This window comes from Kitasatospora sp. NEAU-CNBT7 (genome assembly GCF_057220535.1).
On sequence record NZ_JBXQQB010000007.1, the window covers coordinates 259,187 to 275,658 of the forward strand.

The window sequence follows — 16,472 nt, forward strand, 5'->3', positions numbered from 1 at the left end:
CTGCTGACGGTGGGGTCAACCATCGGACACCGTTTCGCATTCCCGGGCCCGGCGGCGGCCCGGCCGGGCGGCTCAGACCAGGCGGGCCAGCCAGTCCGCGACCGCCCCGGTGATCAGGTCGAGCACCTCCTGCGGACCGAGCGCGGCCCGCTTGGGGACCTTGAACCCGTGGCCCGCCTCCGGCACCTCCACCAGCCGGTGGGTGGCGGGCAGCCGCGGGAACTCCGCGGGCCCGCCGAAGGTGTCCGCGCCGCCCTGCACCACCAGGGTGGGCAGACCGCTGCCGAGCAGTTCGGCGGCCCGGCTGCGCTCGGGGCGGCCCGGCGGGTGCAGCGGGAAGGACAGCGCCAGGACGCCCGCCGCACCGGACGCCAGACCGGTCCGGCAGGCCACCCGGGCGCCCGCGCTGCGGCCGCCGACCACCAGCGGCACCTCGGCCGCGGACAGCGCCGGAACCACCGGCAGCCAGCCGCCGTCCAGGGTCTTCGGCGGCGGCGCGACCTTCTTCCCGGCCACCCGCCAGGGCTGCTCGACCAGCGCGACGGCGAAGCCGAGCGGCGGCAGCACCCGCGCCAGCGCCTGCAGGTCGGCGGCCTCCACGCCGCCGCCCGCGCCGTGGCCGAGCGCCAGTGTGGCCCGCGGCCGGCCGGCCGGCTCGAACAGGGTGATCCGGGCGTCGCCGGCGGGGGTGGGGACCAGACTCTGCACGCGTGGCTCCGGGGTCAGAAGAGGGTGGTTCGGTCCTCGTCGGTCAGCTCGCGGACCAGCTCGGGACCGTTGTTGCGGATGCTGCCGACGGCGGCGCCCACCGGGTGCACCCGCAGCGCGCCGGGGGCGGGCGGCACCAGCAGCGACCGCAGGTCGTCCGGGTCGGTGCGGGCCGGGTCGAGCCAGGCGTCGAAGCCGCCCGGGTCGAGGAAGAGCGGCATCCGCTCGTGGATCGGCGCGAGCAGCGGCTCGGCCTCGGTGGTGACGACCGTGCAGGTGACCCGCCAGGCGTCCGGGTGGTCGGCGGGCAGCGTGCGGTCGCGCCAGAACTCGTACAGGCCGGCCAGCGCCAGCACCCCGCCGTCCGCGCGGGAGACGAAGTACGGCTGCTTGCCGGCCCGGCCCTTGGCCCCGGGTATCTGCTGCCACTCGTAGTAGCCGTCGATCGGGAGCAGGCAGCGGCGGGAGGCGAAGGCCTGCCGGTAGGCGGGCTTCTCGTGCACGGTGTCGGCCCGGGCGTTGATCATCTTGACCGCGGTCTCCGCCGACCTCGACCACGCCGGCACCAGGCCCCAGCGCAGCACCCGCAGCTGCCGCACCGGCGCCGGGCCGCCCCGGGGGGCGCGGTCCAGCACCACGTAGGCCCGGTCGGTGGGGGCCACGTTCCAGCTCGGCGCGAGCGTCTCCGCAGGGTCCCACTGCTCCACCCCGAAGAGCTCGACCAGGTCCTCGGGCGCGGTGGAGGAGGCGAAGCGTCCGCACATGGGGATCAGCTTGCCATGCCCGCGCCCGCCGCACGGCGCCGCTGCGCGGAGCGGACCCGTACGGCGGGAACGGCCGCGGGGAGAACCGCGCGCTACCGCTGCACCGTCCCCGCATGGGAGGCTGCCGCTCCGGCAGAGGACCGAGCGAGGTGGACGGTACGGATGGACATCGCTGACGTGTGGCACCGGCTGGTGGACCCGCAGCCCATGCCGCCGGGCTGGCTGGTGCTGGCCACCGCCGCCGCCGCGCTGCTCGCGGTGGTGCTGCACCCGGCCTGGCGGCTGAGCCGCAACGTGGTGACCATCGCGCACGAGGGCGGGCACGGCCTGGTCGCCCTGCTCACCCGGCGGCGGCTGTCGGGCATCCGGCTGCACTCCGACACCTCGGGCCTGACCCTCTCCTCCGGTCCGCCGACCGGCCCTGGCATGGTGCTGACCGCCGCGGCCGGCTACACGGCGCCGTCGCTGCTGGGGCTCGGCGGCGCCGCCCTGCTGGCCGCCGGCCGGGTCACCGCGCTGCTGTGGATCTCCATCCTGCTGCTGGCCGGGATGCTGATCATGATCCGGAACGCCTTCGGGGTGCTCTCGGTGGTGGTCACCGGGGCCGCGTTCGTGCTGGTGTCCTGGTACGGCGGCGACGAGCTGCAGGCCGGCTTCGCCTACCTGGGCGTCTGGTTCCTGCTGCTGGCCGGGGTGCGGCCGGTGGTCGAGCTCCAGCGCAAGCGGCGGCACGGCGGGGCGCCCGACTCGGACGCCGACCAGCTCGGCCGGCTGACCGGGGTCAGCCCGCTGCTGTGGGTCACGCTGTTCCTGGTGGTCTCGCTGGTGTGCCTGCTGATCGGCGGCGGCCGGCTGCTGGACTGGCCCACCCGCTGAGCTGCGGCCGGCCGGGGCGGGGCGCAGCGTCCGCACGCCCCCGGCACGCGCCCGGGCGCCGCACCGGCCGGTACACCCACCACCCCTAGACTTGGCGCATGACCGACACCCTGTGGCCTGCACCCGTCGCCACCGCCGCCGTCGACGCGACCGTGACCATCCCCGGCTCGAAGTCCGCGACCAACCGCGCGCTGGTGCTGGCGGCGCTCGCGGACGGCCCGGGCTGGGTCCGCCGGCCGCTGCGCAGCCGCGACTCGCAGCTGATGGCGGACGGTCTGCGGGCGCTCGGCGTCGGCATCGAGGAGACGGTCAACGCGGCCAGCGGCGGCACCGGCGGCGGTGAGGCCTGGCGGGTCATCCCGGCCGGCCGGCTGCGCGGCCCGGCCCAGGTGGACGTCGGCAACGCCGGCACCGTGATGCGCTTCCTGCCCCCGCTCGCGGTGCTCGCCGACGGCGCGGTCCACTTCGACGGCGACCCCCGCTGCTACGAGCGCCCCCAGCACGGCGTGATCGACGCGCTGCGCGCCCTCGGGGCGCGGATCGACGACGGCGGGCGCGGCGGCTTCCCGCTCACCGTGCACGGCACCGGTTCGCTGGACGGCGGCCCGGTCGAGCTGGACGCGTCCTCCTCCTCCCAGTTCGTCAGCGCCCTGCTGCTGTCCGGCGCCCGCTACAACAACGGCGTGGAGATCCGGAACACCGGCTCCACCGTGCCCTCGCTGCCGCACATCCGGATGACCGTCGACATGGTCCGCAAGGCCGGCGGCCAGGTCGACGCCCCCGAGGACGGCGGCGAGAAGGACGTCTGGCGGGTCACCCCGGGCGCACTGATCGGCCGCGACCTGGTGGTCGAGCCGGACCTCTCCAACGCGGCGCCGTTCTTCGCCGCCGCGCTGGTCACCGGCGGCCGGGTGACCGTCCGGGACTGGCCGAAGCACACCTACCAGCCGGGCGACCAGCTGCGCGAGCTGTACACCCGGATGGGCGGCGAGTGCCGCTTCACCGACGAGGGCCTGGAGTTCACCGGCACCGGCCGGATCCACGGCATCGAGGCCGACCTGCACGACGTCGGCGAGCTCACCCCGGTGATCGCCGCGGTGGCGGCGCTCGCCGACTCGGAGTCCCACCTGTACGGCATCGCGCACCTGCGGCTGCACGAGACCGACCGGCTGGCCGCGCTGGCCAAGGAGATCAACGACCTCGGCGGCGACGTCACCGAGACCGAGGACGGCCTGCGGATCCGCCCGCGCACCCTGCACGGCGGGGTCTTCCACACCTACGAGGACCACCGGCTGGCCACCGCCGCCGCCGTGCTGGGCCTCGCGGTCAAGGGCGTCGAGGTGGAGAACGTGGCGACCACCGCCAAGACCCTGCCGGACTTCCCGCAGATGTGGTCCGACCTGCTGGGCCAGAGCTGACGGGAAGTAGAACAGCATGCGCCGCTACGGCAAGGACGCCGACGAGGACGACATCCGCAACCGCCCGGGCCGCAAGGGCTCCCGGCCGCGGACGCGGATCCGGCCCAAGCACGAGGACGCCGCCGAGGCGATGATCCTCACCGTGGACCGGGGCCGGCTGACCTGCCTGGTGGACGCGGGCACCAAGCAGGAGCGCCAGGTCATCGCCATGAAGGCGCGTGAGCTGGGCCGCAAGGGCGTGGTGGTCGGCGACGTGGTCAACGTGGTCGGCGACCTGTCCGGCGAGGCCGACACGCTGGCCCGGATCGTCCGGGTCGAGGAGCGCAGCTCGGTGCTGCGGCGCACCGCGGACGACGACGACCCGTACGAGCGGATCGTGGTCGCCAACGCCCAGCAGCTGGCGATCGTCACCGCGCTGGCCGACCCGGAGCCGCGGCCCCGGCTGATCGACCGCTGCCTGGTGGCGGCGTACGACGCCGGCATGGAGCCGCTGCTGGTGCTCACCAAGTCCGACCTGGCCCCGGCCGAGCCGCTGCTGGAGGCGTACGCGCCGCTGGGCATCCGGTACGTGGTGACCCGGCGGGACGAGCTGGAGACGGTCGGCGCGGAGGCGGTCCGGGAACGGCTGCGCGGACTGTCCACGGTCTTCATCGGCCACTCCGGGGTCGGCAAGACCACCCTGGTGAACGCGCTGGTGCCGGAGCGCCAGCGGTCCACCGGGCACGTCAACGCCGTCACCGGGCGCGGCCGGCACACCACCGTGTCGGCGCTGGCGCTGCGGCTGCCGCCGCCGCCCGGGGCCAAGCCGGGTTCGAAGAAGGCGCTGGATCCGGGCTGGGTGATCGACACCCCGGGCTTCCGGTCCTTCGGGCTCTCGCACATCGACCCGTCCCGGGTCATCCTCGCCTTCCCCGACCTGGAGCCGGGCACCGTGGACTGCCCGCGCGCCTGCAGCCACGACGAGCCGGACTGCGCGCTGGACGCCTGGGTCGCGGACGGCCACGCCGACCCGGCCCGGCTGTACTCGCTGCGCCGGCTGCTCTCCACCCGCGAGGCGGGCGAGGGCGACTGACCCACGTTCGGCCGGTCGGGAGGTGTCGGAGGGCCCCGGCGTGGCGATCATAGGAAGGTCGGACCGTCCGGTCCGGTGCCGCCGGGCGCAGGGAGACAGCGCGATGCCATGGGCCATGGTGATCCTCGCCGGTCTGCTGGAGACCGGCTTCGCGGTCAACCTCAAGCTGAGCCACGGCTTCACCAAGCTCTGGCCCACCGTCGCGTTCTGCTGCTTCGCGCTGGGCAGCTTCGGCCTGCTCACCCTCTCGCTGAAGTACCTGCCGGTGGGCAGCGCCTACGCGGTGTGGACCGGGATCGGGGCGGCCGGCACCGCGGTGTACGGGATGGTCTTCCTGGACGAGTCCAGCAGCACCCTGAAGCTGCTCTCGATCAGCCTGGTGATCGCCGGGGTGGTCGGGCTCCAGCTCAGCGGCAGCGGGCACTGACCGCCGGGGCGTCCCGGTCCGCCCGGCCCGCCCGGTCCGCCCGCGCGTCCACCGAGCGAGCCGTGGTGTCGGGAACGCGGGCGGCTCGCTATCGTTCGGGCATGGCCGACTACCACGACGATCTCCGCCTTGCCCACGTCCTCGCCGACTCGGCCGACTCCGTCACCATGGAGCGCTTCAAGGCGCTGGACCTCAAGGTCGAGACCAAGCCCGACCTGACGCCCGTCAGCGACGCCGACAAGGCCGCCGAGGAGCTGGTGCGCAGCGTGCTGCAGCGGGCCCGGCCGCGCGACGCGGTGCTCGGCGAGGAGTACGGCCTGCAGGGCAACGGCCCCCGGCGCTGGGTGGTCGACCCGATCGACGGCACCAAGAACTACGTCCGCGGGGTGCCGGTCTGGGCCACCCTGATCGCGCTGCTGGAGGAGGGCGTGGACGGCGAGCTGCAGCCGGTGGTCGGCATCGTCTCCGCCCCCGCGCTGAACCGCCGCTGGTGGGCGGCCAAGGGCCTGGGCGCGTACGCCGGCCGCAGCCTGGCCAAGGCGAGCCGGATCTCGGTCTCGGGCGTGGCCGACCTCGGCGACGCCTCGCTCTCCTACTCCTCGCTCACCGGCTGGGAGGAGCGCGGGCGGCTCGACCCGTTCCTGGACCTCACCCGGGCCTGCTGGCGGACCCGCGCGTACGGCGACTTCTGGTCGTACATGATGGTCGCCGAGGGCGCGGTGGACATCGCGGCCGAGCCCGAGCTGAGCCTGTGGGACATGGCCGCGCCGTGCATCGTGGTGCAGGAGGCCGGCGGCCGCTTCACCGGTCTGGACGGCTACGACGGGCCGAACGGCGCGGACGCGGTCGCCAGCAACGGGCTGCTGCACGAGGAGGCGCTGCGCCGTCTGAGCGTCTGAGCCGCCGGTCCGGTCCGGCCGTGTGACCGACCGGCCGGCCCCCCGGTCAAGTGGCCGTCCGGTCGGCTCCTCGTCCGGTCAACTGGTCGCGGGGGGGGGGGGGGGGGGGGGGGGGGGGGGAGCGGGGAATCGATAGGCAATAACTCCCTCCCTTTTTTGCCCCGCTCTGTTCTTCCTCTTTTTTGTTAAATTGCTCGGGGTCCCGAAACCCCCTTCCCCCCCCCCGGGCCCGCAGCTCGTGCGGCCGCCGCTACTTCTGCTTGCGCAGCCCGCGGACGGCCTCCTCCAGGCGGCGGCCGTAGTCGGCGTCGGCCCGGCGGAAGTTGTCGATCGCCCGCTCGACGATGTCGTCGCGGTCGGCCGAGACCTTGCCGATGAAGCCCGCCAGGTTGGCGATCAGGCGCTGCTTCTCCTCCTCGGAGAACAGCCGGTAGAGGCTGCCGGCCTGGCCGAAGTCGTCGTCCTCGGCGTGCGCGGGGGCCTCGTGGGTGCCGGTGGCACCGGCCACCGGGACGGCGGCCCACAGCGGGCGGCCGGTCTGCACCGGGCCTCCGAAGCTGTTGGGCTCGTAGTTCTTGCGGCGGCCGTGGCGGCCGTCGTAGAGGTGGCCGTCGCGGTGGTTGGTGTGCGCCTCGGTGGCGTGCGGGCGGTTCACCGGCAGGTGGTCGGCGTTGATGCCGACCCGGTAGCGGTGGGCGTCCGCGTAGGCGAACAGGCGGCCCTGGAGCATCTTGTCCGGGGACGGGCCGATGCCGGGGACGAAGTGCGCCGGGGAGAAGATCGACTGCTCGACCTCGGCGAACACGTTGTCGGGGTTGCGGTTGAGCTCCAGGCGGCCGATCTCGATCGGCGGGTAGTCGGCGTGCGGCCAGACCTTGGTGAGGTCGAAGGGGTTGAACCGGTAGGTGGCGGCGTCGGTGGCGGGCATGATCTGCACCTGCACGGTCCAGCTCGGGAAGTCGCCGCGCTCGATCGACTCGCGCAGGTCCCGCTGGTGGCTGTCCGGGTCCTCACCGGCGAGCGCGTTGGCCTCGGCCTGGGTGAGGTTGCGGATCCCCTGGTCGGTCTTGAAGTGGTACTTCACCCAGAAGTGCTCGCCGGCCTCGTTCTGCCACTGGTAGGTGTGCGAGCCGTAGCCGTTCATGTGCCGCAGGGTGGCCGGGATGCCGCGGTCGCCGAACAGCCAGGTCACCTGGTGGGTGGACTCGGGCGAGAAGCCCCAGAAGTCCCAGACGTTGTCCGCCTCCTGCGAACCGGTGTACGGGTCGCGCTTCTGGGTGTGGATGAAGTCCGGGAACTTGACGGCGTCCTTGATGAAGAAGACCGGGGTGTTGTTGCCGACCAGGTCGTAGTTGCCGTCCTCGGTGTAGAACTTCAGCGCGAAGCCGCGCGGGTCGCGGACCGCGTCCGCGGAGCCCAGGCTGCCCGCCACGGTCGAGAACCGCAGGAAGGTCTCGGTCTGCTTGCCGACCTCGGACAGGAACGCCGCCCTGGTGTACGGCGTCACGTCGGCGGTCACCGTGAAGGTGCCGTAGGCGCCCGCGCCGCGGGCGTGCACCACGCGCTCCGGGATGCGCTCGCGGTTGAAGTGCGCGAGCTTCTCGAAGAGGTGCTGGTCCTGGAGGAGCGCCGGGCCGCCCACACCGGCCGTCTCGGTGTTCTGGTTGTCGGCGACGGGCGCGCCGGCCTCCGTGGTGAGGGTGGGCCGCAGGTCGTCCTGGGTGGTCATGGCATGCCTCCGCGTGGTCCGGTCGTGACAGACCAGATCCTAGCTTGGACATTGTCTAAGTCAACACGTGCACCAATCCCAGAGGCTTCCTAGGTCACTGGGCCGGGCAGCGCTCTTCGCGTCCCGGACCGGGCGGCGCTGCTCAGGGGCGCGGAGAACTGCGCGACATCGGAAGTGACGGCGCCGCACCTTCCGTTTCGCGCAGCTCCGCCCCCGGCCTCCAGCCGGGGTTACGCCTCAGGCGCTGAGTTCCGCGTTGAGCGCGCCCAGCAGCCGTGCCGCCCGCTCCGCGACCTCCGCCGGCCCGTACTCGCCCGCCCGGCGGCACCAGTTCTCCGCCTGCACCGGCTCACCCCGCCGCAGCGCCAGCAGTGCGAGCCGCAGTGCCGCCCGCCCGTGCCCGGCATCCGCGGCCCGGGTGTACCAGAGCATCGCCTCCGCCTCGGAGTCCTGCCGGGCCAGCAGCAGCCCGAGGTTGAACGCCGCGCTGCGGCTCCCCGCCTCCGCCGCCCGCCGGTACCAGCTCTCGGCGATCTCCAGTGCGCCGCGCTCGGCCGCCCGCACCCCCATCCGGACCTGGGCCCGCCGGTGCCCGGCGTCCGCGGCCACGGCGTACCAGTGCTCCGCCTCGGAGTCCACGTCGCCGCGCCGGTCCAGCAGCGAGGCGAGCCGGAACGCGCCCTCCGCCGAACCGCCGACCGCCGACTGGCGGTAGCGCTCGAGTGCGGCCGTCAGGTGACCGCGCTGCTCCTGGGCGACGGCCAGCTGAAGCGCCGCCTCGCCGTGCCCCTCCGCCGCGGCGCGCGCGTACCACTCGTGCGCCTGCTGCTGATCCCCGCGCCCGGCGTGCAGCACACCGAGGTTGAACGCGCCGTCCACGCTGCCGGCTTCGGCCGCCTTGGAGAACCAGGGCTCGGCGCCGGACTCGTCACCGCGCTGGAGCAGGATCACCGCCAGCGCGTTGCAGGCCTCCCGGTGCCCCGCGTAGGCGGCACGGCGGTACCACTGCTCGGCCTGCGCCTCACGGCCGGCGCCCGCGCACAGCAGGCCGAGGTTGAACGCGCCGTTGTGGTCGCCCGCCTCCAGTGCCACCCGGTACCAGCGCTCGGCCTCGACCGGCTCGTTGCGGCTCGCGTGCAGCGCGCCGAGCGCGTTGGCGGCGGTGCCGTCACCGGCGTCGGCCGCCTCCTGCCACCACTCGGCGGCCGCGGTCAGGTCGCCGGTGTCGCGCAGCAGGAAGCCCAGCGCGCAGGCCGCCCGGGCCTCGCCGTTCTGCGCGGACTGCCGGTACCAGCGCGCGGCCTCCTCGACCAGCGCGGGCTCCTCCTGGGCGCGCTCCTCCAGCAGCACGCCGAGCCGCAGCGCGGCGCGGGCGTGGCTGCGCGCGGCGGCGGTGCGGTACCAGGTCTCGGCGGTCTCCTTGTCACCGGCCGCCTCCCGCATCCGGGCCAGCCGGTACGCGGCCTCGCGGTGCCCGGCGTCGGCGGCCGCCTTGAACCAGCGCTCGGCCCGGACGTCGCGCCGATGCTCCATCAGATCGCCCAGCGCGTACGCCCCGAGCGGGTGGCCGTGCTCGGCCGCGAAATGCAGCCAGTACTCGGCGGCCTCCTCCTCGCCCTGGTCGCGCAGTTGCAGACCGAGCGCGTGCGCCGCCGGGGCGCTGCCCGCGACGGCGGCCTGCCGCCACCACTGGGCGGCCTCGGCGCGCTGGCCCTGCTGGTGCAGCAGCACACCCAGGTTGTTGGCGGCGGCCCGCAGCCCGGCCGCCGCGGCCGACCGCAGGTACGGCTCGGCGTCGGCGAGGTCGCCCCGGCGCAGCAGCAGCGCACCGAGCTGGCTCGCCGCGTTGGCGTCACCGCCGTCGGCGGCCTGCCGGTGCCGGGACTCCAGGGCGGCCTGCTCCCGGGCGGCGAGCGCGCTCTCGAAGCTGGCGGCCTCCGGCTCGACGGCCTCGGGGGCGGCGCTCCGGGCGTACGGGCCGATGGCGTCGACGAGTTGCCGGGCGGAGACGTGCACCAGGCTCTCGGGGCCGTAGCCCTCCGGCCGCGGCGCGGTCTGCACGCCGGTGCGCTGGGCGGGCAGAGCGGTGTGCGTGTCGTCGGGGCTGATCGCCCAGCCCTCGGTGTCCGCCTCGATACCGTGGTGCGGGTCGTCCGCGCCACGGGCGGCGCCGGTCCCCGCTCCTCGCTCGTTCCTGCCGATCAGCTTCATGCCGACTCCCGCTCCCCCAGAGTGCTGCGGCACCCTCCCCCAGCCTTCGGCCGGGGGGACCCCCACCCCAGCCTTCCGACCGGGACGGACCCCCACCCCAGCCTCACGACCGGAGCAGACCCCCACCCCAGCCTTCCGACCGGAGCGGACCCCCGCCCCAGCCTCACGACCGGGACGGACCCCCGCCCCGGCCCACGGCCGGAGACAGACCCCCGAGGGACGTGTCGGAGCCGACGGCCCGTCAACGGCCGTACTGCGTCCCCCATGTGCTCCATCGTCGCACCACCCGCAACCCGCGTACACCTGCCCCGGACGAATTTGACGGGGCGGAGCCGAAGCCCGGCGAGATTGCTTCAGCGCTTTGTCGATTTCCCGACACTTGTCCCCCACAAACCCCGGTCAGGCATCGTACCGGAGTTGATCACTCATTCGGCCACTCATGACACCCACCTCATGGCGAAGGCCCGGAGGATCTGATCCTCCGGGCCTTCTGCTACTGAGTAGCGGGGACAGGATTTGAACCTGCGACCTCTGGGTTATGAGCCCAGCGAGCTACCGAGCTGCTCCACCCCGCGTCGGTAGCTCCACAGTAGCACGGACGCGGGGCAGATCATCAATCGGTTACCGCAGCTCAGGAGCCGGGCGTGGGCGAGGCACTCGGCGTCGGCGCCGCGGTGGCGCCACCGCTCGGCGGTGCCGGCTGCGCCGACTGCTGGGCCGGCTGCTGGGCCGACTGCGCCGCGGCCGCCCGGTTGAGCGCCTCCTGGAGCGCCTTCTGGGCCTCGCCGTACTTGGCCCAGTCACCGCTCTTCAGCGCCGCCTGGCTGTCGTCGTACGCCTTCTGCGCGTCCTGGATCGCCTTGGTCACGGCCGGGTCCGTCCCCGTCCCCGCCCCCGGGGCAGGGGTGCTCGGGGTGGCGCCCGGGCTCGGGGTGGTCCCCGGGCTGGGCGTGGTCGGCGTGGTGGGGGCGGTCCCCGGTGCGGTCGGCGCCGTCGGGGTGATCGGTGCGCCGCTGGCCGCGTTGCCGAACACCTTGGCGAGGGCCTTCTCCAGGGTGTCCTCCAGCGCCACGTTGTCGTTGCCGTACACCGCGAGGACCTTCTTCAGCACCGGGACCTTGGCGCTGCGGCCGAGCAGGTAGACCGGTTCGACGTTGAGCAGGCCGCCGCCGACCGGGAGGGTCAGCAGGTTGCCGTACTCGATGTCGGAGTCGGTGCCGGTGCGCAGCAGGGTGAGCTGGTTGGCCACGGCCGGGTCGGAGTTGAACTTGGCCTGGGTCAGCTTCGGTCCGAGCGCGCCGGAGCCGCTCGGCACCTTCAGGATGCGGATCTTCCCGTAGTCCGGGCCGGGGTCCGCGCTGACGGCCATGAAGGCGGCCAGGTTGTCCCGGCCGCTGGGCACGAAGCTGGTGGTCAGCGAGAAGCTCGCGGCCGGGGCGTCGGGCATCCGGACGGTCAGGTAGTACGGCGGCTGGACCTCACCGGCGGCGGTGGTCGGGTCGACCGGCACCTGCCAGATGTCGGTGCCGTTGAAGAAGCCGCTGGCGTCGGTCATGTGGTACTGCGAGAGCAGGTCGCGCTGCACCTTGAACAGGTCCTGCGGGTACCGCAGGTGCGGCAGCAGGGTGGCCGGGATGTCGGTCCTCGCCTTGACCGTGCCGGGGAAGGCCTTCATCCAGGTCTTCAGCACCGGGTCGGTGTCGTCCCACTGGTAGAGCGTCACCTCGCCGGTGTAGGCGTCGACGGTGGCCTTCACCGAGTTGCGGATGTAGTTGACCGTGTTGACGGCGGTCAGCGTGCGGCCGCGCTGGTCGGTCAGCGAGTCCTTGGTGACGTCGCCGAGGGTGGTCTTGGAGGAGAACGGGAAGCCGTCCGAGGTGGTGTAGCCGTCCAGCACCCAGACCAGCTTGCCGTCCTGCACCACCGGGTACGGGTCGGCGTCGATGGACAGCCACGGGGCGACCTTCTCCACCCGCTCCTTGGGGGTGCGGTCGTAGATCACCTTGGCGCCGTCGCCGATCGCACCGGAGTAGAGGATCTGCGGCTCGGCGAACTTCACCGCGTACGCGGCCCGGGTGAGCGGGTTGTCCAGCGAGACCCCGCTGCCGCCGCTGTACTTGTAGCTGACCGCGGCGCCGGACTCCGAGGTGTAGTCGATCTCGTCCATGTCGGTGCCGGCGACGATCGAGTAGGTGCCGGTCTTCTCGCCGTAGTAGACCCGCTGCTGGTAGTCGCCGAGCGAACCCTGGGTCGGCAGCGAGGACTCGGTGTAGACCGGGTTGCCCAGCGCGTCGACCTGGTTGCCCTTGGCGGCGACCAGGCCGTAGCCGTGGGTGTACTTGAAGTGGTCGTTGATCCAGTTGCGCTGCTGGACCCCGTTCAGGTCGAGTTCGCGCACGCCGACCACGGTGTCCTGGCTGCCGTACCGGTCGACGTCCAGGGTCTTGGGGAACGCGTAGTACTTCCGCAGCGCCTCGTTCTGCTGGAACGTCGGCGAGACCACGTTGGGGTCCAGCAGCCGGATGTCGGCGACCGTCTGGGCGTCCGGCTTCAGCGCGTCGGCGCTGGTGGTGCCCTTGGGGTCGTACTGCTGGGTCTGGCTGTCCGCGATGCCGTACGCCTGCCTGGTGGCGTCGATATTCTTCTGGATGTACGGCGTCTCCTTGGCCTGCTCGTTCGGCTTGACCTGGAACTGCTGCACGATCGCCGGGTAGACGCCGCCGATCAGCACCGCGGAGAGCGCCATCAGGCCGAAACCGATCAGCGCCGGGGCCCAGGTGCGGCGGACCGGGGTGAGGAAGAACAGCAGCGCGCAGATGATCGCGACGAAGAACAGGATGGTCTTGGCCGGCAGGAACGCGTTGGCGTCCACGTAGCGCAGGCCGGTCCAGCCGTCCACGCCCTTGTACGCACCGGACTTCACCGCCAGCGCGTACCGGTCCAGCCAGTACGCCACCGCCTTCAGCAGCACGAACACGCCGAGCAGCACCGCGAGATGGCCCTGCGCGCCGGCGCTGGCCCGGCGGCCCGGGCCCTGCAGCCGCAGGCCGCCGTACAGGTAGTGCACCAGCAGCGAGGCCAGCAGCGAGACGATCACCGCGCTGAACGCGAAGCCCAGCAGGAACTCGTACCAGGGCAGTTCGAAGGCGTAGAAGGAGACGTCCAGGTGGAACTGGCTGTCCTTGACCCCGAACGACGTCTCGTTGGTCCACAGCATCCAGGTCCGCCACTGCCCGCTCGCCGCGGCGCCCGCGACCAGGCCGACCAGCAGCGAGACGCCGATCAGCAGCCACTTCCGGTACGGGGCCACGCCCATCCGGTAGCGGTCCAGGCTCTGCTGCTCGACCGACATCGCGGCCAGCGGCGGGCGCAGCCGGTACGCCAGCCAGACGTTGGCCCCGACCACCACGGCCATCGCCAGGCCGAAGACGGCGAACAGCCCGGCCTTGGTCCACAGCTGGGAGGTGAAGACGGAGGAGTAGCGGACGGACTTGAACCACAGCCAGTCCGTCCACACCCCGGAGAACAGCACGAAGAGCACGAACAGGGCGGCGAGCACGCCCGCGGTCAGCAGGAGCACCTTGGTGCGACGGGAGGGCGGGCCGACTCTGGCACGGAAGCCCGGGCCGGGGCGATCCGGCATCTGGAATACCAAGGTGGCACCTCTGCTGTTGTGTCGTGGACGTGTGTCGTGGACTTCGTGGTGGGTCGGACTCCAGTGCAACTTAATCGGTCTTTACCGGAGTTCCCACGGTTGGGAACGAGATCGGGCCTTCCCCGGACCCGGGCCGCGGCCGGGCCCGCGGCCCGGCGGAGCGGCGGGCCCTTCGGCGCATGTGAGGATTGGGGCATGTCCGATGCCCACAACACCCCGTCCGGCACGCCGTCCGAGGCCGCCGGCCTGCCCGCCGCGACCCCGCTCACCCGGGCCGCGCTGGAGATCGACGAGTACGCCGCCACCCTCGGCTGGGACCTCCCGGCCCGGCTGTTCGCCCTGGTGGACACCGCGAAGCTGCGCAAGGCGGACCCCCGGCTGGCCAAGCAGCTCGGCCTGACCGACGGCGACGCCGCCGGTCTGACCCCGGTCGAGCAGGAGGAACTGCCGGCCGGTACGGCGCTGGACAAGTTCCTCGGCACCATCGCCTGGCCGGACCAGGTGGTCGGCTGCGCGCTGGTGGTCGAGCGGCTGATGCTCCCGCCGGGCGCCGAGCAGACCCGGCCGAAGAACGCCACCGAGGCCGAGCTGGCCGACTGGGTGGCGAACCACCCGGCCCGTCAGGAGGTCCGGATCACCGCGGCGGTGCTGCGCGACGGCTCGCGCGAGATCGCCCTGCGGCTGCGCGAGAAGGACGTCGCCCGTGAGGTGCTGACCGGGCCCGACCTGGTGCCGGGGCTGACCGAGGCCCTGCTGGCGACCTTCTCCTGACCGGCCGCCCGTCCCGCCTCCGCCGGCCCGGCCGGGTCAGCGGGGGCAGGCGGGCAGCGCGTCGTTCCGGCCGGCCCGGACGGAATCCAGTGCCTTGAGCGCGCCGTCCAGGTTGTCCACCTTGATCAGGGTCAGCCCGCTCGGGGTGCCCTTGACCGCCTCGGCGCAGTTGTCGGCCGGGGTGAAGAAGTACTGGGCGCCCTTGTTGCGGGCGGCGATCAGCTTCATCTGGATGCCGCCGATCGGCCCGACCTTGCCGTCGTCGGCGATGGTCCCGGTGCCGGCCACGAACTTGCCGCCGGTCAGGTCGGTGGGCGTCAGCTTGTCGACGATGCCGAGCGCGAACATCAGGCCGGCGCTCGGGCCGCCGACGTCCTGCAGCCCGATGTCGATCTTGAACGGGTAGGTGTGGTCGATCCCGGGCACGATGCCCACGATCGCCCGGTCGCCGCCCTGGGCCTTCGCCGTCGGGATCGGGACGTCGGTCTTGGCGGAGTCCGCCGCGCCGTGCGGGACCACGGTGAAGACGGTGGTCTCACCCGGCTTGTGCTTGGTCACCTGCTCGGCCACCGAGGCCGCGGTGGTCACCGGCGTGCCGTCCACCGCGAGGATCCGGTCCCCGGCGTGCAGCCGGCCCTCGGAGGGCCCGCCCGCCGCCACCGAGGCCACGATCACCTGCGCGCCGACCGGGATGCCGAGCTCCGTGAGGGCGGCGGTCTTGGCGCTGTCCTCGGACGAGGCGAACTCCTCGGCGTTCTGCTGCTGGGCCTCCTTGTCGGTCTGGCCCTTGGGGTACACGTTGTCGTGCGGCACCACCAGCACGTCGTCGCGCAGCCAGCCGACCACGGCGGAGACCAGGCTGGGCTGGTAGTTGGCCCCGGTCACCTGGACGGTGGTCATGTTGAGGTTCCCGCTGGTCGGGTACGTCTCGTGCCCCGTGATGGTGATCACCGGCTGCCCCGTGCCGTCCTGCACCCCGAGGGTGTTGAAGGTCGGACCCGGGCTCATCTCGGTGTACGGGACCTTCATCACCACTGAGGCGCAGAGCAGGCCTATCAGCAGCAGGGTGGCGGCGAGCATCGTCGCGGAGCGGCGTGGCATGGCTCGACAGTACGGGAAGCCGGTGACCGGGCGCTGCCGGGGCCCGGGCTCAGCGCCCGCCGGGTTCGCGGCCGCCGGCCGTGCTGCGCTCCATCGCGGCGCGGAAGCGCTGGTGCTCGGCGAGCGAGGCGGGATCGGCGGTGGCTCTCGGGGTACGGGCGGCCCACAGGGCCCACAGGGTGCCGAGCAGCAGGGCGACAACGGGAATGATCAACCAGGCGAGCGCAGCCATATCCGTACTCCCAGCTCGTCGTGTCTATGAGCAGATTAGCCGCCCGGGTGGAGAACGGCTGCAGCGCCATCCGGGTTACGGGAGCCCTGGAGGCGTCACCGCCACGGGGGATGCCCGGCCCCGCCCGTCGGCCGAACGGGTGAGGACCCGGGCGCGCTCAGCAACCGCCGGCGCCGACCCACTCCTCCTCGCCGTCGGCGAAGACCTGGTGCTTCCAGATCGGCACCTCGTGCTTGAGGTCGTCGATCAGCCGGCGGGCCGCCGCGAAGGCCTCGCCGCGGTGGGCGCAGGAGACCGCGACGATCACCGCCTTGTCGGTGATCTCCAGCCGGCCGATCCGGTGCACGGCCGCCAGCGCACGGACCGGGAAGTCCGCGACGACCTTCTCGGCGACCCGGCGCAGCTCGCGCTCGGCCGTGGGATGGGCGCTGTACTCCAGCGCGGCGACCGACTTGCCGCCGTCGTGGTCGCGCACCGTCCCGACGAAGACGGTGGTGCCGCCGGCCGCGTCGTCACCGACCGCCTCGTAGACCTCGTCGAGCGAGAGCGGGGTCTCGCGGATCGCGAGCAGACGGATCGGGTCGTGGTTCTCGGACATGCCCCCATGAT

The 16,472-nt window shown here is 73.1% G+C and carries 14 protein-coding genes and 1 tRNA gene; 6 read left to right on the forward strand and 9 right to left on the reverse strand.

Annotated elements, in window-relative coordinates:
• Positions 1–72 precede the first annotated feature (72 nt).
• Entirely contained in the window at positions 73–708 is a 636-nt protein-coding gene (locus AC2TEW_RS12785) for an alpha/beta hydrolase family protein (RefSeq protein ID WP_484623472.1), read from the reverse strand.
• Positions 709–722: 14 nt separating this feature from the next.
• Positions 723–1,472: an SOS response-associated peptidase gene (locus AC2TEW_RS12790; RefSeq protein WP_484623473.1), complete on the reverse strand. Its 750-nt coding sequence runs from the start codon at positions 1,470–1,472 to the stop codon at positions 723–725.
• A 162-nt stretch (positions 1,473–1,634) separates the two neighbouring features.
• Between AC2TEW_RS12790 and AC2TEW_RS12795 the strand changes: the two genes are divergently transcribed.
• From AC2TEW_RS12795 to hisN, 5 genes are all read left to right on the forward strand, one after another.
• The gene (locus AC2TEW_RS12795) at positions 1,635–2,348 is read left to right on the forward strand and encodes a M50 family metallopeptidase (protein ID WP_484623474.1); all 714 of its coding nucleotides are present in this window, start codon (positions 1,635–1,637) and stop codon (positions 2,346–2,348) included.
• 98 nt (positions 2,349–2,446) lie between these two features.
• Positions 2,447–3,766, forward strand: coding sequence for a 3-phosphoshikimate 1-carboxyvinyltransferase (gene aroA / locus AC2TEW_RS12800; protein WP_484623475.1), 1,320 nt, complete (start codon positions 2,447–2,449; stop codon positions 3,764–3,766).
• 16 nt (positions 3,767–3,782) lie between these two features.
• Entirely contained in the window at positions 3,783–4,838 is a 1,056-nt protein-coding gene (gene rsgA / locus AC2TEW_RS12805) for a ribosome small subunit-dependent GTPase A (RefSeq protein WP_484623476.1), read from the forward strand.
• A gap of 103 nt (positions 4,839–4,941) precedes the next feature.
• Positions 4,942–5,265: a DMT family transporter gene (locus AC2TEW_RS12810; protein ID WP_484623477.1), complete on the forward strand. Its 324-nt coding sequence runs from the start codon at positions 4,942–4,944 to the stop codon at positions 5,263–5,265.
• A 101-nt stretch (positions 5,266–5,366) separates the two neighbouring features.
• Positions 5,367–6,164, forward strand: coding sequence for a histidinol-phosphatase (gene hisN / locus AC2TEW_RS12815; protein ID WP_484623478.1), 798 nt, complete (start codon positions 5,367–5,369; stop codon positions 6,162–6,164).
• 250 nt (positions 6,165–6,414) lie between these two features.
• Here hisN and AC2TEW_RS12820 read toward each other — a convergent pair whose 3' ends face one another.
• The 4 genes from AC2TEW_RS12820 to AC2TEW_RS12835 all read right to left on the reverse strand — a co-directional run bounded on the left by AC2TEW_RS12820 (position 6,415) and on the right by AC2TEW_RS12835 (position 13,747).
• Positions 6,415–7,893 (reverse strand): catalase, encoded by a 1,479-nt coding sequence (locus tag AC2TEW_RS12820; protein WP_484623479.1) that lies wholly within the window; start codon positions 7,891–7,893, stop codon positions 6,415–6,417.
• A 237-nt stretch (positions 7,894–8,130) separates the two neighbouring features.
• On the reverse strand, positions 8,131–10,104 hold the full coding sequence (locus AC2TEW_RS12825) for a tetratricopeptide repeat protein (RefSeq protein ID WP_484623480.1): 1,974 nt from the start codon (positions 10,102–10,104) through the stop codon (positions 8,131–8,133).
• A gap of 501 nt (positions 10,105–10,605) precedes the next feature.
• Positions 10,606–10,679 (reverse strand) — tRNA-Met (locus tag AC2TEW_RS12830).
• A 56-nt stretch (positions 10,680–10,735) separates the two neighbouring features.
• Positions 10,736–13,747: a UPF0182 family membrane protein gene (locus AC2TEW_RS12835; RefSeq protein WP_484623481.1), complete on the reverse strand. Its 3,012-nt coding sequence runs from the start codon at positions 13,745–13,747 to the stop codon at positions 10,736–10,738.
• A 207-nt stretch (positions 13,748–13,954) separates the two neighbouring features.
• On the opposite strand from AC2TEW_RS12835, the gene AC2TEW_RS12840 reads away from it, so the two are divergent.
• Positions 13,955–14,530, forward strand: a complete 576-nt coding sequence (locus AC2TEW_RS12840) for a PPA1309 family protein (protein WP_484623482.1) — start codon at positions 13,955–13,957, stop codon at positions 14,528–14,530.
• A gap of 36 nt (positions 14,531–14,566) precedes the next feature.
• Here the strand turns inward: AC2TEW_RS12840 and AC2TEW_RS12845 are convergent, their stop codons facing one another.
• The 3 genes from AC2TEW_RS12845 to AC2TEW_RS12855 form a co-directional block, all read right to left on the reverse strand.
• Positions 14,567–15,631, reverse strand: a complete 1,065-nt coding sequence (locus AC2TEW_RS12845) for a YlbL family protein (RefSeq protein ID WP_484623483.1) — start codon at positions 15,629–15,631, stop codon at positions 14,567–14,569.
• A gap of 49 nt (positions 15,632–15,680) precedes the next feature.
• Positions 15,681–15,845 carry a hypothetical protein gene (locus AC2TEW_RS12850; protein ID WP_368666634.1) on the reverse strand — a complete coding sequence of 55 codons (165 nt, stop codon included), beginning with the start codon at positions 15,843–15,845 and terminating at the stop codon, positions 15,681–15,683.
• 175 nt (positions 15,846–16,020) lie between these two features.
• On the reverse strand, positions 16,021–16,461 hold the full coding sequence (locus AC2TEW_RS12855) for a molybdenum cofactor biosynthesis protein MoaE (protein WP_051814206.1): 441 nt from the start codon (positions 16,459–16,461) through the stop codon (positions 16,021–16,023).
• Between the last annotated feature and the right edge of the window lie 11 nt (positions 16,462–16,472).

Coding starts and splice junctions, on each gene's coding strand:
- AC2TEW_RS12790 (WP_484623473.1), bottom strand. CDS start 1,472: ATGTGCGGACGCTTCGCCTCCTCCACCGCGCCCGAGGACCTGGTCGAG.
- AC2TEW_RS12795 (WP_484623474.1), top strand. CDS start 1,635: ATGGACATCGCTGACGTGTGGCACCGGCTGGTGGACCCGCAGCCCATG.
- aroA (WP_484623475.1), top strand. CDS start 2,447: ATGACCGACACCCTGTGGCCTGCACCCGTCGCCACCGCCGCCGTCGAC.
- rsgA (WP_484623476.1), top strand. CDS start 3,783: ATGCGCCGCTACGGCAAGGACGCCGACGAGGACGACATCCGCAACCGC.
- AC2TEW_RS12810 (WP_484623477.1), top strand. CDS start 4,942: ATGCCATGGGCCATGGTGATCCTCGCCGGTCTGCTGGAGACCGGCTTC.
- hisN (WP_484623478.1), top strand. CDS start 5,367: ATGGCCGACTACCACGACGATCTCCGCCTTGCCCACGTCCTCGCCGAC.
- AC2TEW_RS12820 (WP_484623479.1), bottom strand. CDS start 7,893: ATGACCACCCAGGACGACCTGCGGCCCACCCTCACCACGGAGGCCGGC.
- AC2TEW_RS12825 (WP_484623480.1), bottom strand. CDS start 10,104: ATGAAGCTGATCGGCAGGAACGAGCGAGGAGCGGGGACCGGCGCCGCC.
- AC2TEW_RS12835 (WP_484623481.1), bottom strand. CDS start 13,747: ATGCCGGATCGCCCCGGCCCGGGCTTCCGTGCCAGAGTCGGCCCGCCC.
- AC2TEW_RS12840 (WP_484623482.1), top strand. CDS start 13,955: ATGTCCGATGCCCACAACACCCCGTCCGGCACGCCGTCCGAGGCCGCC.
- AC2TEW_RS12845 (WP_484623483.1), bottom strand. CDS start 15,631: ATGCCACGCCGCTCCGCGACGATGCTCGCCGCCACCCTGCTGCTGATA.
- AC2TEW_RS12855 (WP_051814206.1), bottom strand. CDS start 16,461: ATGTCCGAGAACCACGACCCGATCCGTCTGCTCGCGATCCGCGAGACC.